Genomic DNA, 16,232 nt, shown 5'->3' on the forward strand with positions numbered 1-16,232 from the left:
GCAAATTCTTCGGGTTTTCCATAATGAAGAACTCCGGTTCCCTCGGTGTTGGCGCTGACCTGCGCGCTCTAGTGTTGAGGTATGACTTCGACACCTAAGGTTCTACCGGGCACCGCTCCTGCCCGTCCCCCACTGAGATTGGGCATGACACTGCTGCATATGGCATTGTTCGGGTCTGCCGGCCTGATCCTGTTTTCGCTGCTGCTGGCCTGGCTCTCGGTAGGCGTCGCGCTGACCCCGATCCTCGGTTTGGGCCTGGTCGTCTTGGCCGGATTGGTCTATGCGCTCTTCGGCCTGGCCCGCTTCGAGCTGACTCGAATCAGCAACCTCTACGATATGGACGTCGCTCCGCTGACCTGGCGGCCGCGCCGCCGTGAAGGCTTTGGCGAATACGTCCGTTCGCTCGGACGCAATGTGTCCAACGGACGCATGTGGGCGCTGCTGGGAAGCTTGCTCTTCGCCTGCCTCGCCGGTTCGCTGATGCTCACTGCCCTGCAAATGGCCGTGCGTTCGTCCATCGTTGCCTTCGCCCCGGTCTTGCAGGCAGATAATGCCGACCCGCTGGGAACCGTTCCCGGGCTATGGGGCCTCCAGACCCCGGTAAGCCAGGCACCTTGGCTGGTGCTGGCGGCGCTGCTGGGAATAGCAGTGGTTATCGGCTTGGTTTTCTTGCACCGGATGGTCACCGTGGGAATCGTCGGCTCTATTGCCCGCGAGAGTGCACTGGTCGAACGCGTGCGCACCACCGCGGTGCAGCGCGAAGGAGCGGTGCGCGCCGCAGAGGTGGAGCGCACCCGCATCGAACGCGACCTGCACGATGGGGTCCAGCCCCGGCTGGTCTCCGTGGCCATGACCTTGGGGCTTGCGCACCAGCAGATCGACAGCGATCCGCAGCAGGCCAAGGAACTGGTAGCCGAAGCCCACGCTTCAACCAAATCCGCGATTACCGAACTGCGCCAGCTCACCCGCGGAATCTACGCCTCGGTGCTCGATGACCGCGGACTGGATGCGGCGCTCTCGGCTATCGCAGGCCGCTCGCATATCCCGGTTGGCCTGGATATCCAGCTCAATGGGCGCTATCCGCGCGTGGCCGAAGCGGCGGTGTACTTCGCCATTGCCGAGGCGCTGACCAATGCGGCCAAGCACTCGCGGGCCCAGCGCTGCCAGGTCACCGTGAGGGTCCGGGAGCATGAGGGCCAGCAAACCCTGTGGGCCCGCATCGAGGACAACGGCACCGGCGGGGCGCGCATCACCCCCGGCGGCGGCCTGGATGGAATCAATAATCGGGTGCTCGCCGCCGGCGGCACCTTTAGCCTGGACAGCCCCCAGGGCGGGCCAACTGCAGTGGAGGTGAACGTGCCATGCGCGTACTGATTTGCGAGGATTCGGTCCTGCTGCGTGAAGGGCTAGTCAGGTTGCTGGCCCACAGCGGCCACCATGTTGTCGCGGATTTGCCCGAAACCAGCGGGCTGATGGATTTCCTGGACAACTCGTCCGCCGATGATTTCCCGCAGATCTGCATCCTGGATGTCCGCCTCCCGCCGACCTACACGGATGAAGGCATCCGTGCGGCGCTGGAACTGCGCAAGAAGTATCCGGATCTGCCGGTGCTGGTGCTCTCCCAGTACGTCGAGGAGCGCTACGCCTCGGAACTGATTTCCACCCAGTCCGGAGCGATCGGCTACCTGCTCAAGGACCGTGTTGCGGATGTCAGCGAGTTCATTGCCTCGCTGGAGCAGATTGCAGGTGGTGGAACCGTCTTGGACCAGGAAGTGGTGGCACAGCTGTTGACTCGGCGCAATCACGATGACCGCATGCAGAAGCTGACCGACCGGGAACGCACAGTCCTGGCCGCACTGGCCGAAGGAAAATCCAACCAGGCGATCGCCGCGCTGCTCTTCCTCTCGGAGGCCAGCGTAGAAAAGTACATCACTTCCATCTTCCAGAAACTCGGCTTGGAAGCCGACGGAACGGGCAACCGGCGCGTGCTGGCAGCCCTGGCTCATATTGAAACCCTGGGCACCAACCGCACAGACAGGACAGGATCATGACTACCACGCAAACCATGCCGCTACCGCCAAACCCACCGGCGCCACCCAACAACGGCAAGCCGCTGAATATCATCCTCGCGGTGCTCGGCGGGCTGGTCATTCTCACCTTGGTCATCGCCACGGCACGCAGCGCCTTTGCCTCGGTCTCCCGAGAGCATTCGGTCCACGAAGCAGAGGTCTCCGGGGTGACCGCCTTGGAAGTTTCGGCGAGCTCGGGACGCTTCGATCTGGTCTTTGCGGACACCGACAAGGCAACGCTTGAAGTCAAAAGCGCCAAGTCCGCGAGCTGGAAGCTGCATCGGGAGCGCGATCGGCTCATCGTCGAAGCCCCGAATGCCTGGGACAACTTCTGCTTCTTCGGCTGCGGATTCGACGACAACGAGGCAACGCTGGTGCTTCCGCAATCCATGGACAACGGAACGCTGGATGCGGACTTCGAGCTGTCCGCCGGATCCTTCAACGCAGTCGGTGCCTTCAAGGACCTGGTGGTTGAAGTCGGTGCCGGGGAGCTGAACCTCACCGGCAGCGCGCACACCGCCGATATCGACTTGGGCGCAGGGGAAGCAACGGTGCGCCTGGACAATGTCCGAAGCGCCCGGTTTGATATCTCGGCCGGCGAACTCATTGGCGAACTCTCAGGCACGGCGCCCAAGAGCATCGAGGGCAGCGTCAGCGCCGGCTCGCTGGAGCTGGAACTGCCCGAGGCCACCTACGACCTGCGGCAGAATACGGCCGCCGGATCCGTCGAGAACCTGCTCGCCACCGATCCGAACTCCCCCAACAAGATCACGATCGATGTCTCCGCAGGCAGTGCCACCTTGCATCCAGCAGGCACCGCCCAGGAATCGGTTGGCCGCTAGACCCGGTTTCCACGAAAAAGGCAAAGCGTCCCTTCCCGGATCAGTAGTGATCCGGAAAGGGACGCTTTGCCGCTTGCGGCTAGGACCTAGGCCTGGTTCTTCTTCAAGGCAGCCAGGCGTGCCTCGATCTCGGAAACCTGCGGTGCGCCGGCTTCGATCTGCGCGGCGCCGTCGGCTTCCTCGAGGATGTCCTGCGGGGCGTTGCTGGCCTTCAAGGCTGCCAAGCGCGCATCGACTTCGGTCTCGGCACCGAGGTCTTCCAGCTGCGCGAACTGCGCATCCAGGGAAGATGCCGCCAGTTCCTGCGCACCGCGGACCTTGGCTTCGTCCTGGCGGATCTGCTGCTCGAAGCGGCTGATCTCGCTGGTCGGGTCGTTGATGTCCAGGGCCTTGAGGGTGTCCATCATCTGGTTCTGGGTCTTGGCATTGCGCGCGCGGGCCACCAGCTCATCGCGCTTGGCCACCAGTTCCTGGCGCTTGGTCTGCATGGTGTTCAGACCGGTCTTCAGCTTGGCGACGACATCACGCTGGGTAGTGATCGTGGATCCCAGGTTCTTGGCGCGCTTCTCGGCGTCCATCTGGCGCTGGATGGCCACCGTGGCCAGCTGGTTGAACTTCTGCTGGTTGGTGCTGTCACCGGCGGCAGAATATTCGTCAGCCTTGTTCGACGCGGCCAGCGCCTTGTTGCCCCAGTCCTTGGCTTCCTGCTGGAACTTGGCGTGGTCGTCCTCGGCCATGCGCAGGTTGCCGATGGTCTGGGCAACCGCCTGCTCGGCCTGGGCAATGTTGTTGGTGTATTCGCGAACCGACTGGTCCAGCATCTTCTTCGGATCCTCCAGAGCATCCAAAGCGGCGTTGGCGTTAGCCTTGCCGATACCGAACATTCGAGCCCAAATTGAGCGCTTCTTGGCCATAGTGCGTCCCTTCGTCTTCCGTTGCTTAAAGCTTAGGGGAATTAGCTGCGCTGCTCTAACTCATGTCCGGCACTGGACCGCACCTGGAAGATTAGTTAGCGTTACCCTAACTAATCAGGTTAGGGTAGACCCTACCCATGTACCAACCATGAAAGCAGAGGTTCTCATTCCCATGGATGTCACCATCATCATCGGCGTCGGCGGAATGGGCCAGGCCATCGCCCGGCGCATCGGAGCTGGACAGCAATTGCTGCTGGCCGATTTCAACGAGGAATTGCTCGAAACCGCTGCGGCTGCCCTGCGCGCGGATGGATTCCAGGTCCAGACCGCCTTCGTGGATGTCTCCCAGCAGGATTCCATGCGCGAGCTCGCTGCCACTGCGTTCGGGCTGGGCCCGGTCGTGAACGCCGTGCACACCGCCGGGCTGTCCCCGGAAATGGCTCCGGCCAATGCGATCTACGCCGTTGACTTGGCTGGAGTGGCATTCTTCCTTGAGGAATTCGGTCCGGTGATGGCACCGAATGGTGCCGGATTGGTCATCGCTTCAATGGCCGGCGCGATTGCGGCCTCTTCCCTGCCAGCCGAGTTGCTGGACCCCCTGGCCACGCTACCGGCAGATCAGCTGCTCGATTTCCCGCCTCTTGCCTCTGCACCGCTGCAGGATCCCGGAGCTGCCTACACGCTCTCCAAGCGCGCCAACCAATTGCGGGTCCAGCGGGCCGCCACTGCGTGGGGGAAGCACGGCACGCGCGTGAACTCGATCAGTCCGGGTGTCATTTCCACACCCATGGGTCAGAAGGAACTGGCCGGTGGATCCGGCGCCGGAATGCGCGCCATGATAGAGAATTCGAGCACCGGACGCCTGGGAACTCCCAACGACATCGCCAATGCCGCGGCCTTCCTGCTCAGCGCCGATGCCAGCTTCATCTCCGGCACCGATCTGCTGGTGGACGGCGGAGTGGTGGCAGGTCTCGCGGTGTCCGGCTCGAAGCGTTAGGCCGGCAGCGCTGCGTCGGCTATCTAGTCATTGAAATGGCGCAGGTACCGACCCGGGGCATCCAGGAAAAGCCGCCAGTTCCGCACCATGTCCAACTCGTCGTAGTCCGATTCGCGGATTCCCCACTCGCCGATTTCATAGATTCTCGCCTCTGGCAAGGAAGCAAGAATTGGCGAGTGGGTGGAGAGAATTACCTGGGAACCGGAACGCAGCAGATCTGCAATATGCGAGAGCAGCATGAGGCAGCCATTGAAGGACAGCGCTGACTCGGCTTCGTCGAAGACCCACAACCCATTGACATACGAGCGCTCGGTGAAGAACTCGACGAAGGATTCGCCATGGCTCTGGAAATTGTGCTTTCCGCGCGAGCCGATGGAGCCCAGATAGGCGAAGTGCCCGTGCATGGTTTCCGCACGCAAGAACACTCCGGCCTTGGACGCACCGGCTCCGCGTTCCAATTGCAGGTGCGAGGACAACCCGGATTCGGTGGGCTGGGTATGGTGCATGCTGTTGCGGGTTCCGCCCTCGGCATTCAGTCCAAAGGCCGCTGCAATCGCCTCGACGAGCGTTGATTTTCCCGCGCCGTTCTCACCCACCAGCACTGTCAGCTGGCCCAGCTCAAGGCCCTCGTCAAGCAGTTGCTGCACCGCCGGGATCTGGGCCGCCCAATCGGAACGATCCATGGGTGCCTTGGGATGTTCGGTGATGCGGCGAACCGGCAGAGTGTCGAAAAGTGCGCTCATGCACCCGAGGCTACCAGCCGCGCGCGACAGCTTGGCGGCCGTTATGCAGGCTTGGCCCCTTGGCCGCACCCATGGTTCAGTCGGGTGCGGCCAAGGAGCCAATAGGGTTTTCTAGCCGTTGGCCGGAAGCATGTTCCCCGCGAAGAACCCGGCGATCTCCTCACGCGCATCCAGCGGGAAGATCCCGGCGACGTACTGGTCCGGGCGGACCACCACGATGGCGCCGTTCTTGCTGATTTCGCGGTCGCGGAAGATGTCGCGGCCGTGGCCGGCTGCGAATACCTGGTTGATGTCGTGCAGGCCGTACGGGACCTTCAGCGGCTGGAAGGCCTTGGGCACATCATGCAGCTCGACCTGCGTATAGTCCTGCTGGTAGATGGCCTTGGTATCGAAAACGGCATCCTCGTCCCCGCCCGCCGGGGTGTACAGGTTGCGCGGCGATGCCGGATCGGCGCTCCACCAGGCGGCGAAGTCGGCCATTGCGGTGCCCTCCAGTGCCGGTGCGGCCGCGTCGGCGAAGGCGTAGATGCGCCAGCGCCCGTCAGCCTCGTGGAAGTGGCCCAGGTGGCGCCAGCGGTTATCCGAACGGCGGATGACCTCGGCGGATTTGAAGCGCTTGCCCACCGGGAAGCCCGGGGCCAGATCCTGGTGCTCCAGGCCGGCGGTGATCGGCGATTGGGTGTACTGCGTCATGAACCCGGCAGGGAATTCCTGGGTCTTGGTGTAGTACTTCTCCAGCTCGTCAGGGTCTTCCCAATCGTCCACCGACTTGGCCATCAGGGTGGACCATTCCTTGTCGAAGTCGATCAGGTTCTGCGCGATGACCTTGCGTTCCCCGGCGTAGGTATCCAGCAGCGCATCCGGGGCGCGGCCTTCGAGCACGGCGGCCAGCTTCCAGCCCAGGTTGAAGCCGTCCTGGATAGACACGTTCATGCCCTGCCCGGCCTTGGCCGAGTGGGTATGGCAGGCATCGCCCATGATGAAGGCGCGCGCGCAACGGGTGCCGCGCTCCTCATCGGAAACGTCGTCGAAGCCGTCGGTGATGCGGTGGGCCACCTCGTAGACCGAGAACCAGGCGACGTTCTTCACGTCCATCGTGTACGGGTGGATGATGCGGTTGGCCGTGGCCACGATTTCCTCGACCGGGGTGTTGCGGATGGCCCCGGCATCCTCGGCGGTCAGCTCGCCCAGGTCCACGTAGAAGCGGACCAGGTAGCCGCCCTCGCGCGGGATGAGCAGGATATTGCCCGCGTCATGGGACTGGATGGAGCATTTGACCTGGATGTCCGGGAAGTCGGTGTTGACCATGACGTCCATGACGCCCCAGGCATGCAGGGCCGCATCGCCGTGCAGCTTGTGGCCCAGCGAGCGGCGCACCTGGCTGCGCGCGCCGTCGCCGCCAACCAGGTACTTGGCCTTCACGGTGCGCTCTTCGCCAGCACGCGGCCCCGCCACGTACTTGATGCGCGCGGACACCGGGTACTCGGCGTCCGGGTCGATCTCGCAGCCGAGGTATTCCACACCGTAGTCCGGGGTGATTTTGCCCGGCGCGCGTTCGGCGTCACGCAGGAAGTAGTCCAGGATGCGCGACTGGTTCACGTAGATGTGCGGGAATTCGCTCATTCCGGTGGAGTCGTCGGCAGCACGCGAATGGCGCTTGATGTTCGCCGGGTTCTCGGGGTCCGGGGTCCAGAAGCACATTTCGACATTTCGGTAGGCCTCTTCGACAACCTCGTTGGCGAAGCCGAAAGCTTGGAAGGTTTCCACTGAGCGGGCCTGGATGCCGTCGGCCTGGCCGACGTCGAGCCGGCCCGGGCGCATCTCGATGGCGCGGGCGTTGATGCTCGGGAAGCGCGAGAGCTGCGCGGTCACCACGGCGGCCGCCGGACCGGTTCCAACGATCAGCACATCCATTTCATCGGGAATTTGCTCGGCGCGGTCAATGCCGTAGCCGGCCGCTTCCTTGACCCGTGGATCCCCGGAAACGTATCCCCTGTGGTGAATCTGCATAATGTGGCTCCCCTATCGCTGTGCCGCTGAACTTCATTGTCTCTATAATTGCGACACTGTTCTAACTATAGAAACAATCGTAGCTTTCACGTAGGCTGTAGGCAAGACGTGGATCACACCGGGAACAGCGCGGCAGGCATCTGCGCAGGCCAGATGGAATGATTGGAACATGAGCAAAACCACCGAAGGCGGTTCGCAGACCCTGCGCCGCGGGCTAGAGGCACTGACCCTGATCGGGGAATCCGCGACGCCGCTGAGCGTTTCGGAACTCGCCGGGCTGCTGGGCGTGCACCGCTCCATGGCCTACCGGCTGGTCAAGACCTTCGAGCAGTACGGTTTCGTGGAACGCAATCCTGCAGGCGAGCTCGAATTGGGAGCCCGCCTGGGCGCGCTGGCGCGCAACGTCGCCAAGTCCCTGCAGGCCGCGGCCGCACCGCATCTGGCCACCGTCTCCGATGAGCTGCAGATGACAGCGCTGCTTGTCGTCTTCGATGGCGAGGCAGCGGTTACCCTGAGCACCGCAGAACCCCGGCTCGCCGATGCCACCGTGGCCCAGCGCCCGGGCACCCGCCATCCGATCGACAACGGCGCACCGGGACGGGTCATCCGTTCCATGCTCAATCCCCAGGAGCACCCGGCCAAGGACTTCGAATTCAGCCATGACGAAGTGATCCCGGGACTAACCTCGATAGCCGTTCCGCTGGTGCTCCCGCAGGGCAAGCCCGCGGCCATCGCCGTCATCTACCCGCCGCTGGAACGCGACCGCAACCACATTGCAGCCGTGCTCACGGCCGCCTCGGCACGCATCTCGGCAAGCCTCGGCATCCGCTCGTGAGCGGTACCTGCCCGCACGCTGCGCTAGCTAGGCGGTGCAGGCCTCATTGGAGCACCCCGCATCACGCGGGCGGTAGGTCTGGGTTCCCTCGACCTTCTCCCACACTATGTGGCGGTGCTGCCCGCAGCGATCGCATGAAGGAGCCAGGTACGTGGCCCGCTCTTCCATGGTGTATGCACGAAAATCACCCATCACAACCTCCGATGACCAGCCGCGAAGCGAAGTTCGCGGGCCTGCTGGACCTGCTTGGTGCCTTCACTCTACGCGCGGTTTGCACAACCGGCTAGGGTCCGCTGGCGGCAGTTACCCACAGCCCCTCAAGCAGGGCTTTGCACCTCGTGGCAAACTAATGCAGAGAACCGGATATGACCGCTTCGCCACCGCCGGACCGCTAGCAAGGAAGAAGCCATGAGCACCTCTGAGCAAAAGCTGCAACGCTTGAAAGAACGCATTGCCCTATTGCTGAACAAGGCCGAGAACACCACTTTTCCGCACGAAGCGCAGGCCTTCCAGGAACATGCCGAACGGCTCATGGTGCGCTATGGCATCGGCCGTGCGGAACTGGATGCCGACTCGGCCCACCGGGGCAAGAAGAAGGAAGCCATTATCGAGGAGCACTTCGATATGCGCGGCGTCTACCGCCTAGGCCAGCGCGATGGCCTGTCCGCGGTGGGCCGGGCCTTCCGCACGGTGTCCATGCTGCAAAGCAACTACTCGACCTCGTGCAGGCTGTACATCATCGGCCACGAATCGGATGTAGCTACCGTCAAGAACCTCTTCGCTTCCTTGGTTGTCCAGGCGACTGCCGCCATGGCCCACTGGTGGGCACAGGAGGGCAAGCTCTACGCGAACTGGTACACCGATTCCGAGAAAACCATTGAACGCCGCGAATTCCAGCGCAGCTTCTACCTGCAAGTCGCTTCGCGCATCGCCATCCTCTACCAGGAAGAAAGCGTGCACAGCGGCAGCGGGACCGAACTGGTCCTGGCCAGCCGCAAGGAACAGGTCGACGAATTCGTCAGCAGCCAGTACCCGTTCCTGCGCCGCAGCAGGAACCGTGCCGCAGCCGGAAGCGCCAATGCCTCATTGGCCGGACGGGTCGCAGGAAGCCAGGCAGATCTCGGTTTCGGCAAGCACGTCGATTCGGCGGCGTCCGGCGAAGTCGCCAGCTAGTGCACTTGCTTTAGTTGCGTGTCCTCGATGTAGCGCGGACGCCCGGCCATGATGCCGACTAGGGTCTGGAAAACGATCAAGCCGGCAATAAGCAACATCGGCGCAACCCATGAACCCGAAGTTTCGTGCAGCACCCCGACCAGGAACGGACCGGGGAACGCCAGCAGATAGCCGGCAGACTGGCCGAAGGTGGAGAGCTTCGAGACACCCACAGCGGTGCGGGCCTTCAAGCCGATCATGGTCAAGGCCAGCGGGAAGTTCGACCCGCAGATGCCCAGCAGCACCGCCCACAGCACCGCTCCCTGGACCGGAGCGAGCAGCATGCCGATGATCGCGATGATGCCCACGGCACCGTTGAAGATCACCAACGGCGCCTGGTTCGAGAATTTGGCAGCCAGCGCCGGCATCACGAAGGACAAAGGCACGCCCACACCCAGCAGAATCGCCAGCAGGGATCCAGCGAATGCCGGCGAGACTCCCAAGTCGATGAAGATCTTGGGCAGCCACCCCATGAAGATATATGCCACGGCGGACTGCCCGCCGAAGAACAACGCCACCCACCATGCGGTGGCGTTCTTGCTCATCGGACCGATGCCGGCCGCATCATTTGAGTTACTGGCAAGATGCCGCTGCTGGGCTGCGATCTGGTTGCGCATCCCGAAGTACACCGAAAGCCACAGCACCAGCGCCAGCAAGGCCAGAATTGCCCAGAATCCCAAGCCCATGCGCCAGTTTCCGCCCAGCATCTGGTTCACCGGCACGGCGACGCCCGCAACCCCGGAAGCACCCAAGGCAACAGCCGTAGTGTAGGCGCCGGTGACAATCCCGATCTTTCCCGGGAACCAGCGCTTGACCAGTACCGGCATCAGGATGTTGCCCACCGCGATGCCCGCAAGGGCCAATGCGGTGCACAGCAGGAAGAATCCGGTCCCCGGAGCCACCGCGCGCAGGGCAATGCCCAACAGGACAGCCCCCATGGCTGAGGCCACCACTAGTTCCGGTCCGCGCTTCCCGGCCAGCCGCGGCGCCAAGGGACCCAGCAGCGCGAAGCACAGTGGAGGGATGCCGGTGATCATTCCGGCCACGAAGCCATTCATCTGCAGGTCGCCAATCACCAGATCGAGCAGGGACCCCAAGGAGGTGACGGCAGGACGCAGGTTCAGCGAGGCCAGGATGATGGCAAGGATCAGCAGTGCACCAGAGCCCTTGGACAGGGTGGCGCGGTTTTTCGGGAAGTCAGGCATGGTATCCACAGACTATCTGCTTCAAAACCCGGATCCCATCCCCGTTGCCTGGACTACGGCAACGGGCCGTCCCAAAAGTGGGACGGCCCGTGCCGAATGAAAAGTCCAGTGTTGGCTAGCCCAGTTTGGCGCGCACCATCTGGGAGACAGCCTTGCCGTCGAAGCGGCCAGCGATTTCGGCGCCGACCAGCTTCATGGCCTGGCCCATGTCCTTCATGGTCAGGTCGTGATCGGCTGCAAGTTCGGCCATGATCCTCTCGACAATTTCCTGGGCTTGCGCTTCGTCAAGCATCTTGGGCAGGTACGTGGAGATGAAGGCGGCTTCGGCCAATTCGCGTTCAGCCAATTCGGTGCGACCGTCCTTGGCGGCCAGGCCAGCAGTTTCCTCGCGGTTGCCGACTTCCTTGCGAAGCAGGTTCTCGACATCCTGGTCGTTGAGCTCGCTGGGGTTCTTTCCCGACTTCTCCTTGGTGCCGATGGCACTGAGGATATTGCGCAGGGTCGTCTTCTCCAGCTCGTTGCCGGCCTTCAGATGGGCGATGCTGTCATCGCGCAGGCGATCTTTCAAACTCATGGGAACTCGCTTTCAATACGTGTGCTTGAAATTTTACTCGCATTATCCCTTTACCGTTTTCCGGAGTACCAGCGGTCAAGCATGAGATCGCATTTGATACAGTAGCCAGATGAATTCACTGCGCGCTGGAGCTAGCGTCATTGGACTGGCTCTTGCCGCAGCCATCCTGGTGATCTGGCAGCCATGGAATTCCTGCGACGCGCCCGATGAAGTTTGCGATTTCGTTGCAGCCGTCGAGAACCGGGACGGGGTCCTTGGCGTCCAGATGTCCTCCGGGGTCATGGATCACGATGCCTTGGCCGCACCGGATCTGTCAGTTGACCTGCAATTCGTGCTCTCGGATCAGCTCGATCCTGTGCAAGCGGAAGAAATCGTGCGGGAGATGGCACAACAGATCCAGGCTGGGGCCCATGCCCTGAACTTGCGGGACATCGACCTGGCCTTTGTCGCCGGTGAACCCCAAAATGTCCCAGGCTCAAAGACGAAAACCTACCCGCTGGAAGTCTCCGATAATTTTTCGCACTTTGGAGGCGAAGAGCAAGCGATGCCTGGTCTTCTCGGCGAGCGGGCTTCATTCGCATTCCGTCTACGCCAGCTGGGCGCGGCAAGTGCGGCTAACTACTCGGCCACGGCGCTTAGCTTGGAGCAGCTGCTGGCGCTGGGAAAATTCGCCGCACAGGCCAAGCATCCCACCGACCTGGCACTAGCAGATCAATCCGTGCGCTATTCGCCTGCGAATCGCACTGATATTCCCGAGCTCCAGCTTCTTATCGAGGCGGCCAAGCGAGGTGTCTTCGAGAGCGCCAGCATTGATCATTCCGGATTGAACCTGGTCCTCGGCAACGAGGCGCCAGCAGAGGCGGAAAAGGAAACCCGCTTATGGCTGGAGCGGCATGGACCCTTTGGCGAGCCCATGCCCTACAAGCTGGCATCGCCTCGATATGAGGTCCTTGCTGAAGGCTGGGTTGGAAACAAGAAACCACAATGGCTGATCCCCAAGCCTGTGGTTCTTCCCGACAAGGTCAAAAGCTGGCCAGCGAATCAGCCAGCTCCGTTGTGCGCAGAAGGGGACCTGGAAATAGCCCTCGGCGCACCCGATGCAGCTGCCGGTTCACGGTACATGGCGGTCTACGCCAAGAACATTTCTGCTCGCTCGTGCGCGTTGCAGTCCTACCCGCAGATCGATTTCCTCAACGAGGCCGGCGAAGCCCAGCCGGATATCGAGCTGCAGCCCGAACCGGATATCCTCCTTGAACGAGTTGCCATCCCTTCCGGCGAAGCGGTGATTTCGACGCTGGATTGGAATGCCATGTCGACGTCCCAGGATCCGGATGAAACCGTTGCCCTGGTCATCGCCGCAGCCAAGGGAATGAAACCGGTCCAGCTCGCATCCCAATACGATGGCCAGCCGACGTCCATTGACATCCTGGACGGGGCGCAGATCGCGCAAAGCCCCTGGGTCCAGGCGCGCGACGGATGGGCAATTCCTGAAGACGCCTTCAAACCGCAACCGCCCACCACTCCTAGGCCCTAGGCCTGGGAAGCCTACTGGGTGCGCGGCGGGAACGCCTTGAACTTGCGGTAGTGGTTGACCGCGTTCAACAGCAGATAGAACTTGCGGCGAGGGTTCTTCTCGGCTGCGAACTTCAACGGGTTCGAGACCTTGCCGGCCTTGAGCAGTGCTTCCGCCTTGCGGCCGGTTCCGCTGTCCAGGAAGCGGCGCAGCAGGTGGTGCGGCAGCACGGTGAACAGCCGCTGGCGCGACAGCTGCAAGACGCCTGTGCCGGTGTCCACCACCGCATCGGTTTCCGGGTTCGACTGATCGAACTGCGATCCGAGGAACTCGGTGACATAGAAACGGGCCGGGTTCACCCCGGCTGCGGTCAGGTAGAAGTGGTTGCGGCCCAGGCGCGGGTTGATCTCGAAGAATTTGATCTGGCCATCGCGGTGATCGTATTTGGCATCGATCATGGCAATTCCGCGCCAGCCCAGTTCTTCGAGCATGCGCGCGCCATCGGCGGCCATCGCATCGTTGCGACCGGTGACAATGGCGGCCGAATTGCCCAGCACCAGCGGGGCATGCTCCTCGATCACCACTTCGCCGTAGCCGGCGAAGATGACCTTTTCTTCCTGGGTGGCGAAGTAGGTGCACAGGCGCATCGCGTCATCTCCGCCCGGGATGTACTCCTGGAAGATGTAGCCCGAGTCGTAGCCGCTGCCATCGATTCTGGAAACCAGGGCTTCGAGGTCGGCGCGGCTGTCGATGGTGTGGATCTTCTGCTTGCCCTCGAACTTGGCGGCGATCCAATCCGCGGAGCTCGATGGCTTGCCGATGACCGGGTAGTCGAAGGAACCTACCAGCGAATCCAGCGGGGCTCCCGGGTAATACACGGCGGTGCGCGGATGGGCGATGCCCAATTTTCCGGCGAGCGCGTAGAAGTTCTCTTTCAGTGCCGCGCCCTCGATGGTTTCCAGCTGGGGGTACGGGATGACGTACTGTTCCTCAAGCTGCTCACGGTTCTTGGCGATCAGCATGATGTGGAAGTCCAAGGAGCCGAAGAGCATCAGCGGCCGATCCGCCGCGGCCTTCAGCTCATCGGCCAGCTCGGCCAGGGCCGCGACTACGCGCCCCTCGTCGGCCATGGAACCGATGGGGCGCAGTTCGATGGCTACCGAGTGCTCGATGACGCCGTTGCCGGCAGCCGGCAGGACCACCGAGCGCACCCCGTAGGCCTCGTAGAATTCGCGCGCCAGGGTGTAGGTGCCGATGTCCCCGCCGAGGATGACCGGGACAAATGGCTGGGTTGGATCGATTGCCAAAGTGGTGTTTTCCCTACTTCTTGCGCCAGTTCATGTATTTTTCGAAGGCCCACGCCAGGGGCTTGTTCAGCGCCAGGTCCCACTCGCCGTTGGTCTGCACGATGTCGCAGCCGGTGTTGGTCTTGAACTTGGTCAGCCCCGAGAGGTGGTGCTCCTTGTCCAGGGTCGCGCTCACGCCGCCCTGGTCCAGATAGCGGCAACCTGCCTCGATGGAATCGATGACCATGTGCTGCATGATCGCCTTCGGTGCGAACAGCTTGCGCTGCTCCGAAGAGGAAGCGCCGTACAGGTACCAGGCCAGGTTCGAGGAACGGATGACAATGGATGCGGCCAGGTCCACGCCTTCGTTACTGGCAATGTACAGGGTGCAGGAGCCCGGCACTGCTTCGTTGAGCACGGTGTGCATCTTCTCGAAGTAGCCCAGCGGGCGGCCGGTGAAGTCCTGTCGGTCCGCGGTGTGGTTGTACAGGGCATGGAAGCGGGCCATGTCCTTGGTCTGGCCGACTTCGATTTCCAGGGTGCTCTTCAGCGCCTTGCGGGTCTCGTTGCGGGTGGTCGCCGAGTAGCTGGCCATGACCTGGTCCACGTCCAGCTGGTTGCCGTCATCATCTTGCAACGCCACGCGGGCCACGAATTCGGGCTGGCCCGCAGCGAAGTCCAGTCCCACATCCTCTTTGGAGAAGCCCATTTCCAGCAAGGCGTCATTCAGCGCTAGCGCGGTGCCTGAGGTGCTCTGGGTTTCAAGGTCAGCGAGCTGGGTGAACCCTTCCTTGCCCAGGTTCTTGCGCACCGCAGCGGCACCCCAGGTGCGCACGGCCAGTCCCGGGCCCATCTTCAGCTGGAATGCGCCACGATTCTTCAGGTAGGCGGCCAGCGGCTGGATTACCTGTCCAGGAGCATACGTGCCGAAGTCGATGACCGGGCCATCGGGGATGTAGGCGAGGGTCTTCTTGATGACCGGGGCTGCGCGATGCAGCACCAGTGCGGCGCCTACCAGCTCGTCTTCCTCGAACCAGCCGAGGGATTCACCGCGCCAGCCGCCCTTGACCTGAGCCCATTCGGGACGCTGCAGGAAGCTGACGTCTTGGGCGGTCTCAAGGAATGCTGAGTGCTCGGTGCCGGAAATCGGACGCACATGAAGTTCGTTGTGGCTCACGGGTGAAATCCTACCGTGCTTCCCTCTCCGGCTGGGGGATGCTGGATACCCCTAGGGGGTACTTGACTTAATACCCCTAGGGGGTATGATCGAAATATGGATACCAACCACACGCCACATGAAACAGCTGAGCACCACGGCTATCACGCGGATAAAAGCGCGTTGGAACGACGCCTGAAGCGCATTGAAGGCCAGGTGCGCGGAGTGGCCAAGATGGTCGATGAAGACAAGTACTGCATCGACATCCTGACCCAGATCTCCGCTATCAACGCGGCATTGCACAAGGTCAGCGTGCAGCTGATCGATGACCATATCGGCCATTGCGTGGTTGATGCGGCCAAGTCATCCATCGAGACGGGTGATCCATCCATCGTGCAAGACAAAATCGCCGAGGCCACGGCCGCCATCTCCCGTTTGGTGCGCTGAGCGCGCCCCAACGGACCCATTTCCAATTCACACAGAATTCATCGAAAGAGAGCAAGATCATGAGCCACAACTGCAATTGCGGATGCTCCTCCGAAGAGAACTCCAACCAGGGCCTGCAGATCATTCCCCGCGAGCAGAGCACCCCGCTGACTAGCCATATGGAAATCAAGATCTCCGGCATGACCTGCGGCCACTGCGTATCCTCTGTCACCGAGGAGCTCAAGGAGATTGACGGAGTGCAAGAGGTGGAAGTGTTCCTCGATGCGAAGGGCGTGTCCACCGCCAACGTCACCACCAGCGCAACCGTAAGCGAAGAAAGCATTCGCAATGCCATCGACGAGGCAGGTTACACCGTCGAAGCAATTAACGCCTAGCCGCAAAAAAGCCAGGCACCAAGCCACAACGGCAAGAAAGTGCAAGGTCGTAAAT

At 62.2% G+C, this 16,232-nt stretch carries 17 protein-coding genes; 9 read left to right on the plus strand and 8 right to left on the minus strand.

What is annotated here, in order from left to right:
• Positions 1-81 precede the first annotated feature (81 nt).
• Genes AAZQ98_RS01550 through AAZQ98_RS01560 form a run of 3 tightly spaced genes read left to right on the plus strand, consistent with a single transcriptional unit; the run spans position 82 to position 2,911 of the window.
• Complete coding sequence (locus AAZQ98_RS01550; RefSeq protein ID WP_434689296.1) at positions 82-1,374, plus strand: histidine kinase; 1,293 nt, start codon at positions 82-84, stop codon at positions 1,372-1,374.
• Entirely contained in the window at positions 1,362-2,051 is a 690-nt protein-coding gene (locus tag AAZQ98_RS01555; protein WP_332727922.1) for a response regulator transcription factor, read from the plus strand. Before AAZQ98_RS01550 ends, AAZQ98_RS01555 begins: the two co-directional genes overlap by 13 nt.
• Positions 2,048-2,911, plus strand: coding sequence for a hypothetical protein (locus AAZQ98_RS01560; protein WP_434689298.1), 864 nt, complete (start codon positions 2,048-2,050; stop codon positions 2,909-2,911). The genes AAZQ98_RS01555 and AAZQ98_RS01560 overlap by 4 nt, the downstream gene beginning before the upstream one ends.
• A gap of 86 nt (positions 2,912-2,997) precedes the next feature.
• On the opposite strand, the gene AAZQ98_RS01565 is transcribed toward AAZQ98_RS01560, so the two are convergent.
• Positions 2,998-3,825: a PspA/IM30 family protein gene (locus AAZQ98_RS01565; protein WP_105656123.1), complete on the minus strand. Its 828-nt coding sequence runs from the start codon at positions 3,823-3,825 to the stop codon at positions 2,998-3,000.
• 148 nt (positions 3,826-3,973) lie between these two features.
• Between AAZQ98_RS01565 and AAZQ98_RS01570 the strand changes: the two genes are divergently transcribed.
• Positions 3,974-4,822 carry an SDR family oxidoreductase gene (locus tag AAZQ98_RS01570; RefSeq protein WP_434689300.1) on the plus strand — a complete coding sequence of 283 codons (849 nt, stop codon included), beginning with the start codon at positions 3,974-3,976 and terminating at the stop codon, positions 4,820-4,822.
• 23 nt (positions 4,823-4,845) lie between these two features.
• Here AAZQ98_RS01570 and AAZQ98_RS01575 read toward each other — a convergent pair whose 3' ends face one another.
• Positions 4,846-5,565, minus strand: coding sequence for an AAA family ATPase (locus tag AAZQ98_RS01575; RefSeq protein ID WP_359185163.1), 720 nt, complete (start codon positions 5,563-5,565; stop codon positions 4,846-4,848).
• Positions 5,566-5,676: 111 nt separating this feature from the next.
• Positions 5,677-7,575, minus strand: a complete 1,899-nt coding sequence (locus AAZQ98_RS01580; protein ID WP_434689302.1) for an FAD-dependent monooxygenase — start codon at positions 7,573-7,575, stop codon at positions 5,677-5,679.
• A 169-nt stretch (positions 7,576-7,744) separates the two neighbouring features.
• On the opposite strand from AAZQ98_RS01580, the gene AAZQ98_RS01585 reads away from it, so the two are divergent.
• Positions 7,745-8,410, plus strand: a complete 666-nt coding sequence (locus AAZQ98_RS01585) for an IclR family transcriptional regulator (protein WP_434689304.1) — start codon at positions 7,745-7,747, stop codon at positions 8,408-8,410.
• A gap of 27 nt (positions 8,411-8,437) precedes the next feature.
• On the opposite strand, the gene AAZQ98_RS01590 is transcribed toward AAZQ98_RS01585, so the two are convergent.
• A complete protein-coding gene (locus tag AAZQ98_RS01590; RefSeq protein WP_400341377.1) occupies positions 8,438-8,602 on the minus strand; it encodes a hypothetical protein in 165 nt (54 codons plus the stop codon).
• 216 nt (positions 8,603-8,818) lie between these two features.
• Here AAZQ98_RS01590 and AAZQ98_RS01595 point away from each other — a divergent pair, with 216 nt between their 5' ends.
• Entirely contained in the window at positions 8,819-9,583 is a 765-nt protein-coding gene (locus AAZQ98_RS01595) for a DUF2786 domain-containing protein (protein WP_434689305.1), read from the plus strand.
• Here the strand turns inward: AAZQ98_RS01595 and AAZQ98_RS01600 are convergent.
• Both AAZQ98_RS01600 and AAZQ98_RS01605 read right to left on the minus strand, forming a co-directional pair.
• Positions 9,580-10,827: an MFS transporter gene (locus AAZQ98_RS01600; protein WP_434690092.1), complete on the minus strand. Its 1,248-nt coding sequence runs from the start codon at positions 10,825-10,827 to the stop codon at positions 9,580-9,582. The two genes, AAZQ98_RS01595 and AAZQ98_RS01600, sit on opposite strands and share 4 nt — an antisense overlap.
• Positions 10,828-10,942: 115 nt before the next feature.
• Positions 10,943-11,401, minus strand: a complete 459-nt coding sequence (locus tag AAZQ98_RS01605; protein WP_434689307.1) for a GatB/YqeY domain-containing protein — start codon at positions 11,399-11,401, stop codon at positions 10,943-10,945.
• A gap of 109 nt (positions 11,402-11,510) precedes the next feature.
• Here AAZQ98_RS01605 and AAZQ98_RS01610 point away from each other — a divergent pair, with 109 nt between their 5' ends.
• On the plus strand, positions 11,511-12,935 hold the full coding sequence (locus tag AAZQ98_RS01610) for a DUF4232 domain-containing protein (protein ID WP_434689309.1): 1,425 nt from the start codon (positions 11,511-11,513) through the stop codon (positions 12,933-12,935).
• An 11-nt stretch (positions 12,936-12,946) separates the two neighbouring features.
• On the opposite strand, the gene AAZQ98_RS01615 is transcribed toward AAZQ98_RS01610, so the two are convergent.
• Both AAZQ98_RS01615 and AAZQ98_RS01620 read right to left on the minus strand, forming a co-directional pair.
• Positions 12,947-14,221, minus strand: a complete 1,275-nt coding sequence (locus tag AAZQ98_RS01615) for a carbamoyl-phosphate synthase (protein WP_434689310.1) — start codon at positions 14,219-14,221, stop codon at positions 12,947-12,949.
• 13 nt (positions 14,222-14,234) lie between these two features.
• Complete coding sequence (locus AAZQ98_RS01620; RefSeq protein ID WP_133834168.1) at positions 14,235-15,377, minus strand: lipid II:glycine glycyltransferase FemX; 1,143 nt, start codon at positions 15,375-15,377, stop codon at positions 14,235-14,237.
• A 96-nt stretch (positions 15,378-15,473) separates the two neighbouring features.
• Here AAZQ98_RS01620 and AAZQ98_RS01625 point away from each other — a divergent pair, with 96 nt between their 5' ends.
• Positions 15,474-15,803, plus strand: a complete 330-nt coding sequence (locus tag AAZQ98_RS01625) for a metal-sensitive transcriptional regulator (protein ID WP_105656113.1) — start codon at positions 15,474-15,476, stop codon at positions 15,801-15,803.
• A 59-nt stretch (positions 15,804-15,862) separates the two neighbouring features.
• Entirely contained in the window at positions 15,863-16,177 is a 315-nt protein-coding gene (locus tag AAZQ98_RS01630; RefSeq protein ID WP_434689313.1) for a heavy-metal-associated domain-containing protein, read from the plus strand.
• Positions 16,178-16,232 lie beyond the last annotated feature (55 nt).

This window comes from Glutamicibacter sp. Je.9.36 (assembly GCF_051129975.1).
Taxonomy (GTDB): Bacteria; Actinomycetota; Actinomycetes; order Actinomycetales; family Micrococcaceae; genus Glutamicibacter.

Bases quoted from the DNA above. Each gene is read 5' to 3' on its own strand.
- AAZQ98_RS01605 (WP_434689307.1), bottom strand. From the start codon at position 11,401: ATGAGTTTGAAAGATCGCCTGCGCGATGACAGCATCGCCCATCTGAAG.
- AAZQ98_RS01625 (WP_105656113.1), top strand. From the start codon at position 15,474: ATGGATACCAACCACACGCCACATGAAACAGCTGAGCACCACGGCTAT.
- AAZQ98_RS01580 (WP_434689302.1), bottom strand. From the start codon at position 7,575: ATGCAGATTCACCACAGGGGATACGTTTCCGGGGATCCACGGGTCAAG.
- AAZQ98_RS01570 (WP_434689300.1), top strand. From the start codon at position 3,974: ATGAAAGCAGAGGTTCTCATTCCCATGGATGTCACCATCATCATCGGC.
- AAZQ98_RS01575 (WP_359185163.1), bottom strand. From the start codon at position 5,565: ATGAGCGCACTTTTCGACACTCTGCCGGTTCGCCGCATCACCGAACAT.
- AAZQ98_RS01550 (WP_434689296.1), top strand. From the start codon at position 82: ATGACTTCGACACCTAAGGTTCTACCGGGCACCGCTCCTGCCCGTCCC.
- AAZQ98_RS01630 (WP_434689313.1), top strand. From the start codon at position 15,863: ATGAGCCACAACTGCAATTGCGGATGCTCCTCCGAAGAGAACTCCAAC.
- AAZQ98_RS01590 (WP_400341377.1), bottom strand. From the start codon at position 8,602: ATGGGTGATTTTCGTGCATACACCATGGAAGAGCGGGCCACGTACCTG.
- AAZQ98_RS01565 (WP_105656123.1), bottom strand. From the start codon at position 3,825: ATGGCCAAGAAGCGCTCAATTTGGGCTCGAATGTTCGGTATCGGCAAG.
- AAZQ98_RS01585 (WP_434689304.1), top strand. From the start codon at position 7,745: ATGAGCAAAACCACCGAAGGCGGTTCGCAGACCCTGCGCCGCGGGCTA.
- AAZQ98_RS01600 (WP_434690092.1), bottom strand. From the start codon at position 10,827: ATGCCTGACTTCCCGAAAAACCGCGCCACCCTGTCCAAGGGCTCTGGT.
- AAZQ98_RS01555 (WP_332727922.1), top strand. From the start codon at position 1,362: ATGCGCGTACTGATTTGCGAGGATTCGGTCCTGCTGCGTGAAGGGCTA.
- AAZQ98_RS01610 (WP_434689309.1), top strand. From the start codon at position 11,511: ATGAATTCACTGCGCGCTGGAGCTAGCGTCATTGGACTGGCTCTTGCC.
- AAZQ98_RS01595 (WP_434689305.1), top strand. From the start codon at position 8,819: ATGAGCACCTCTGAGCAAAAGCTGCAACGCTTGAAAGAACGCATTGCC.
- AAZQ98_RS01560 (WP_434689298.1), top strand. From the start codon at position 2,048: ATGACTACCACGCAAACCATGCCGCTACCGCCAAACCCACCGGCGCCA.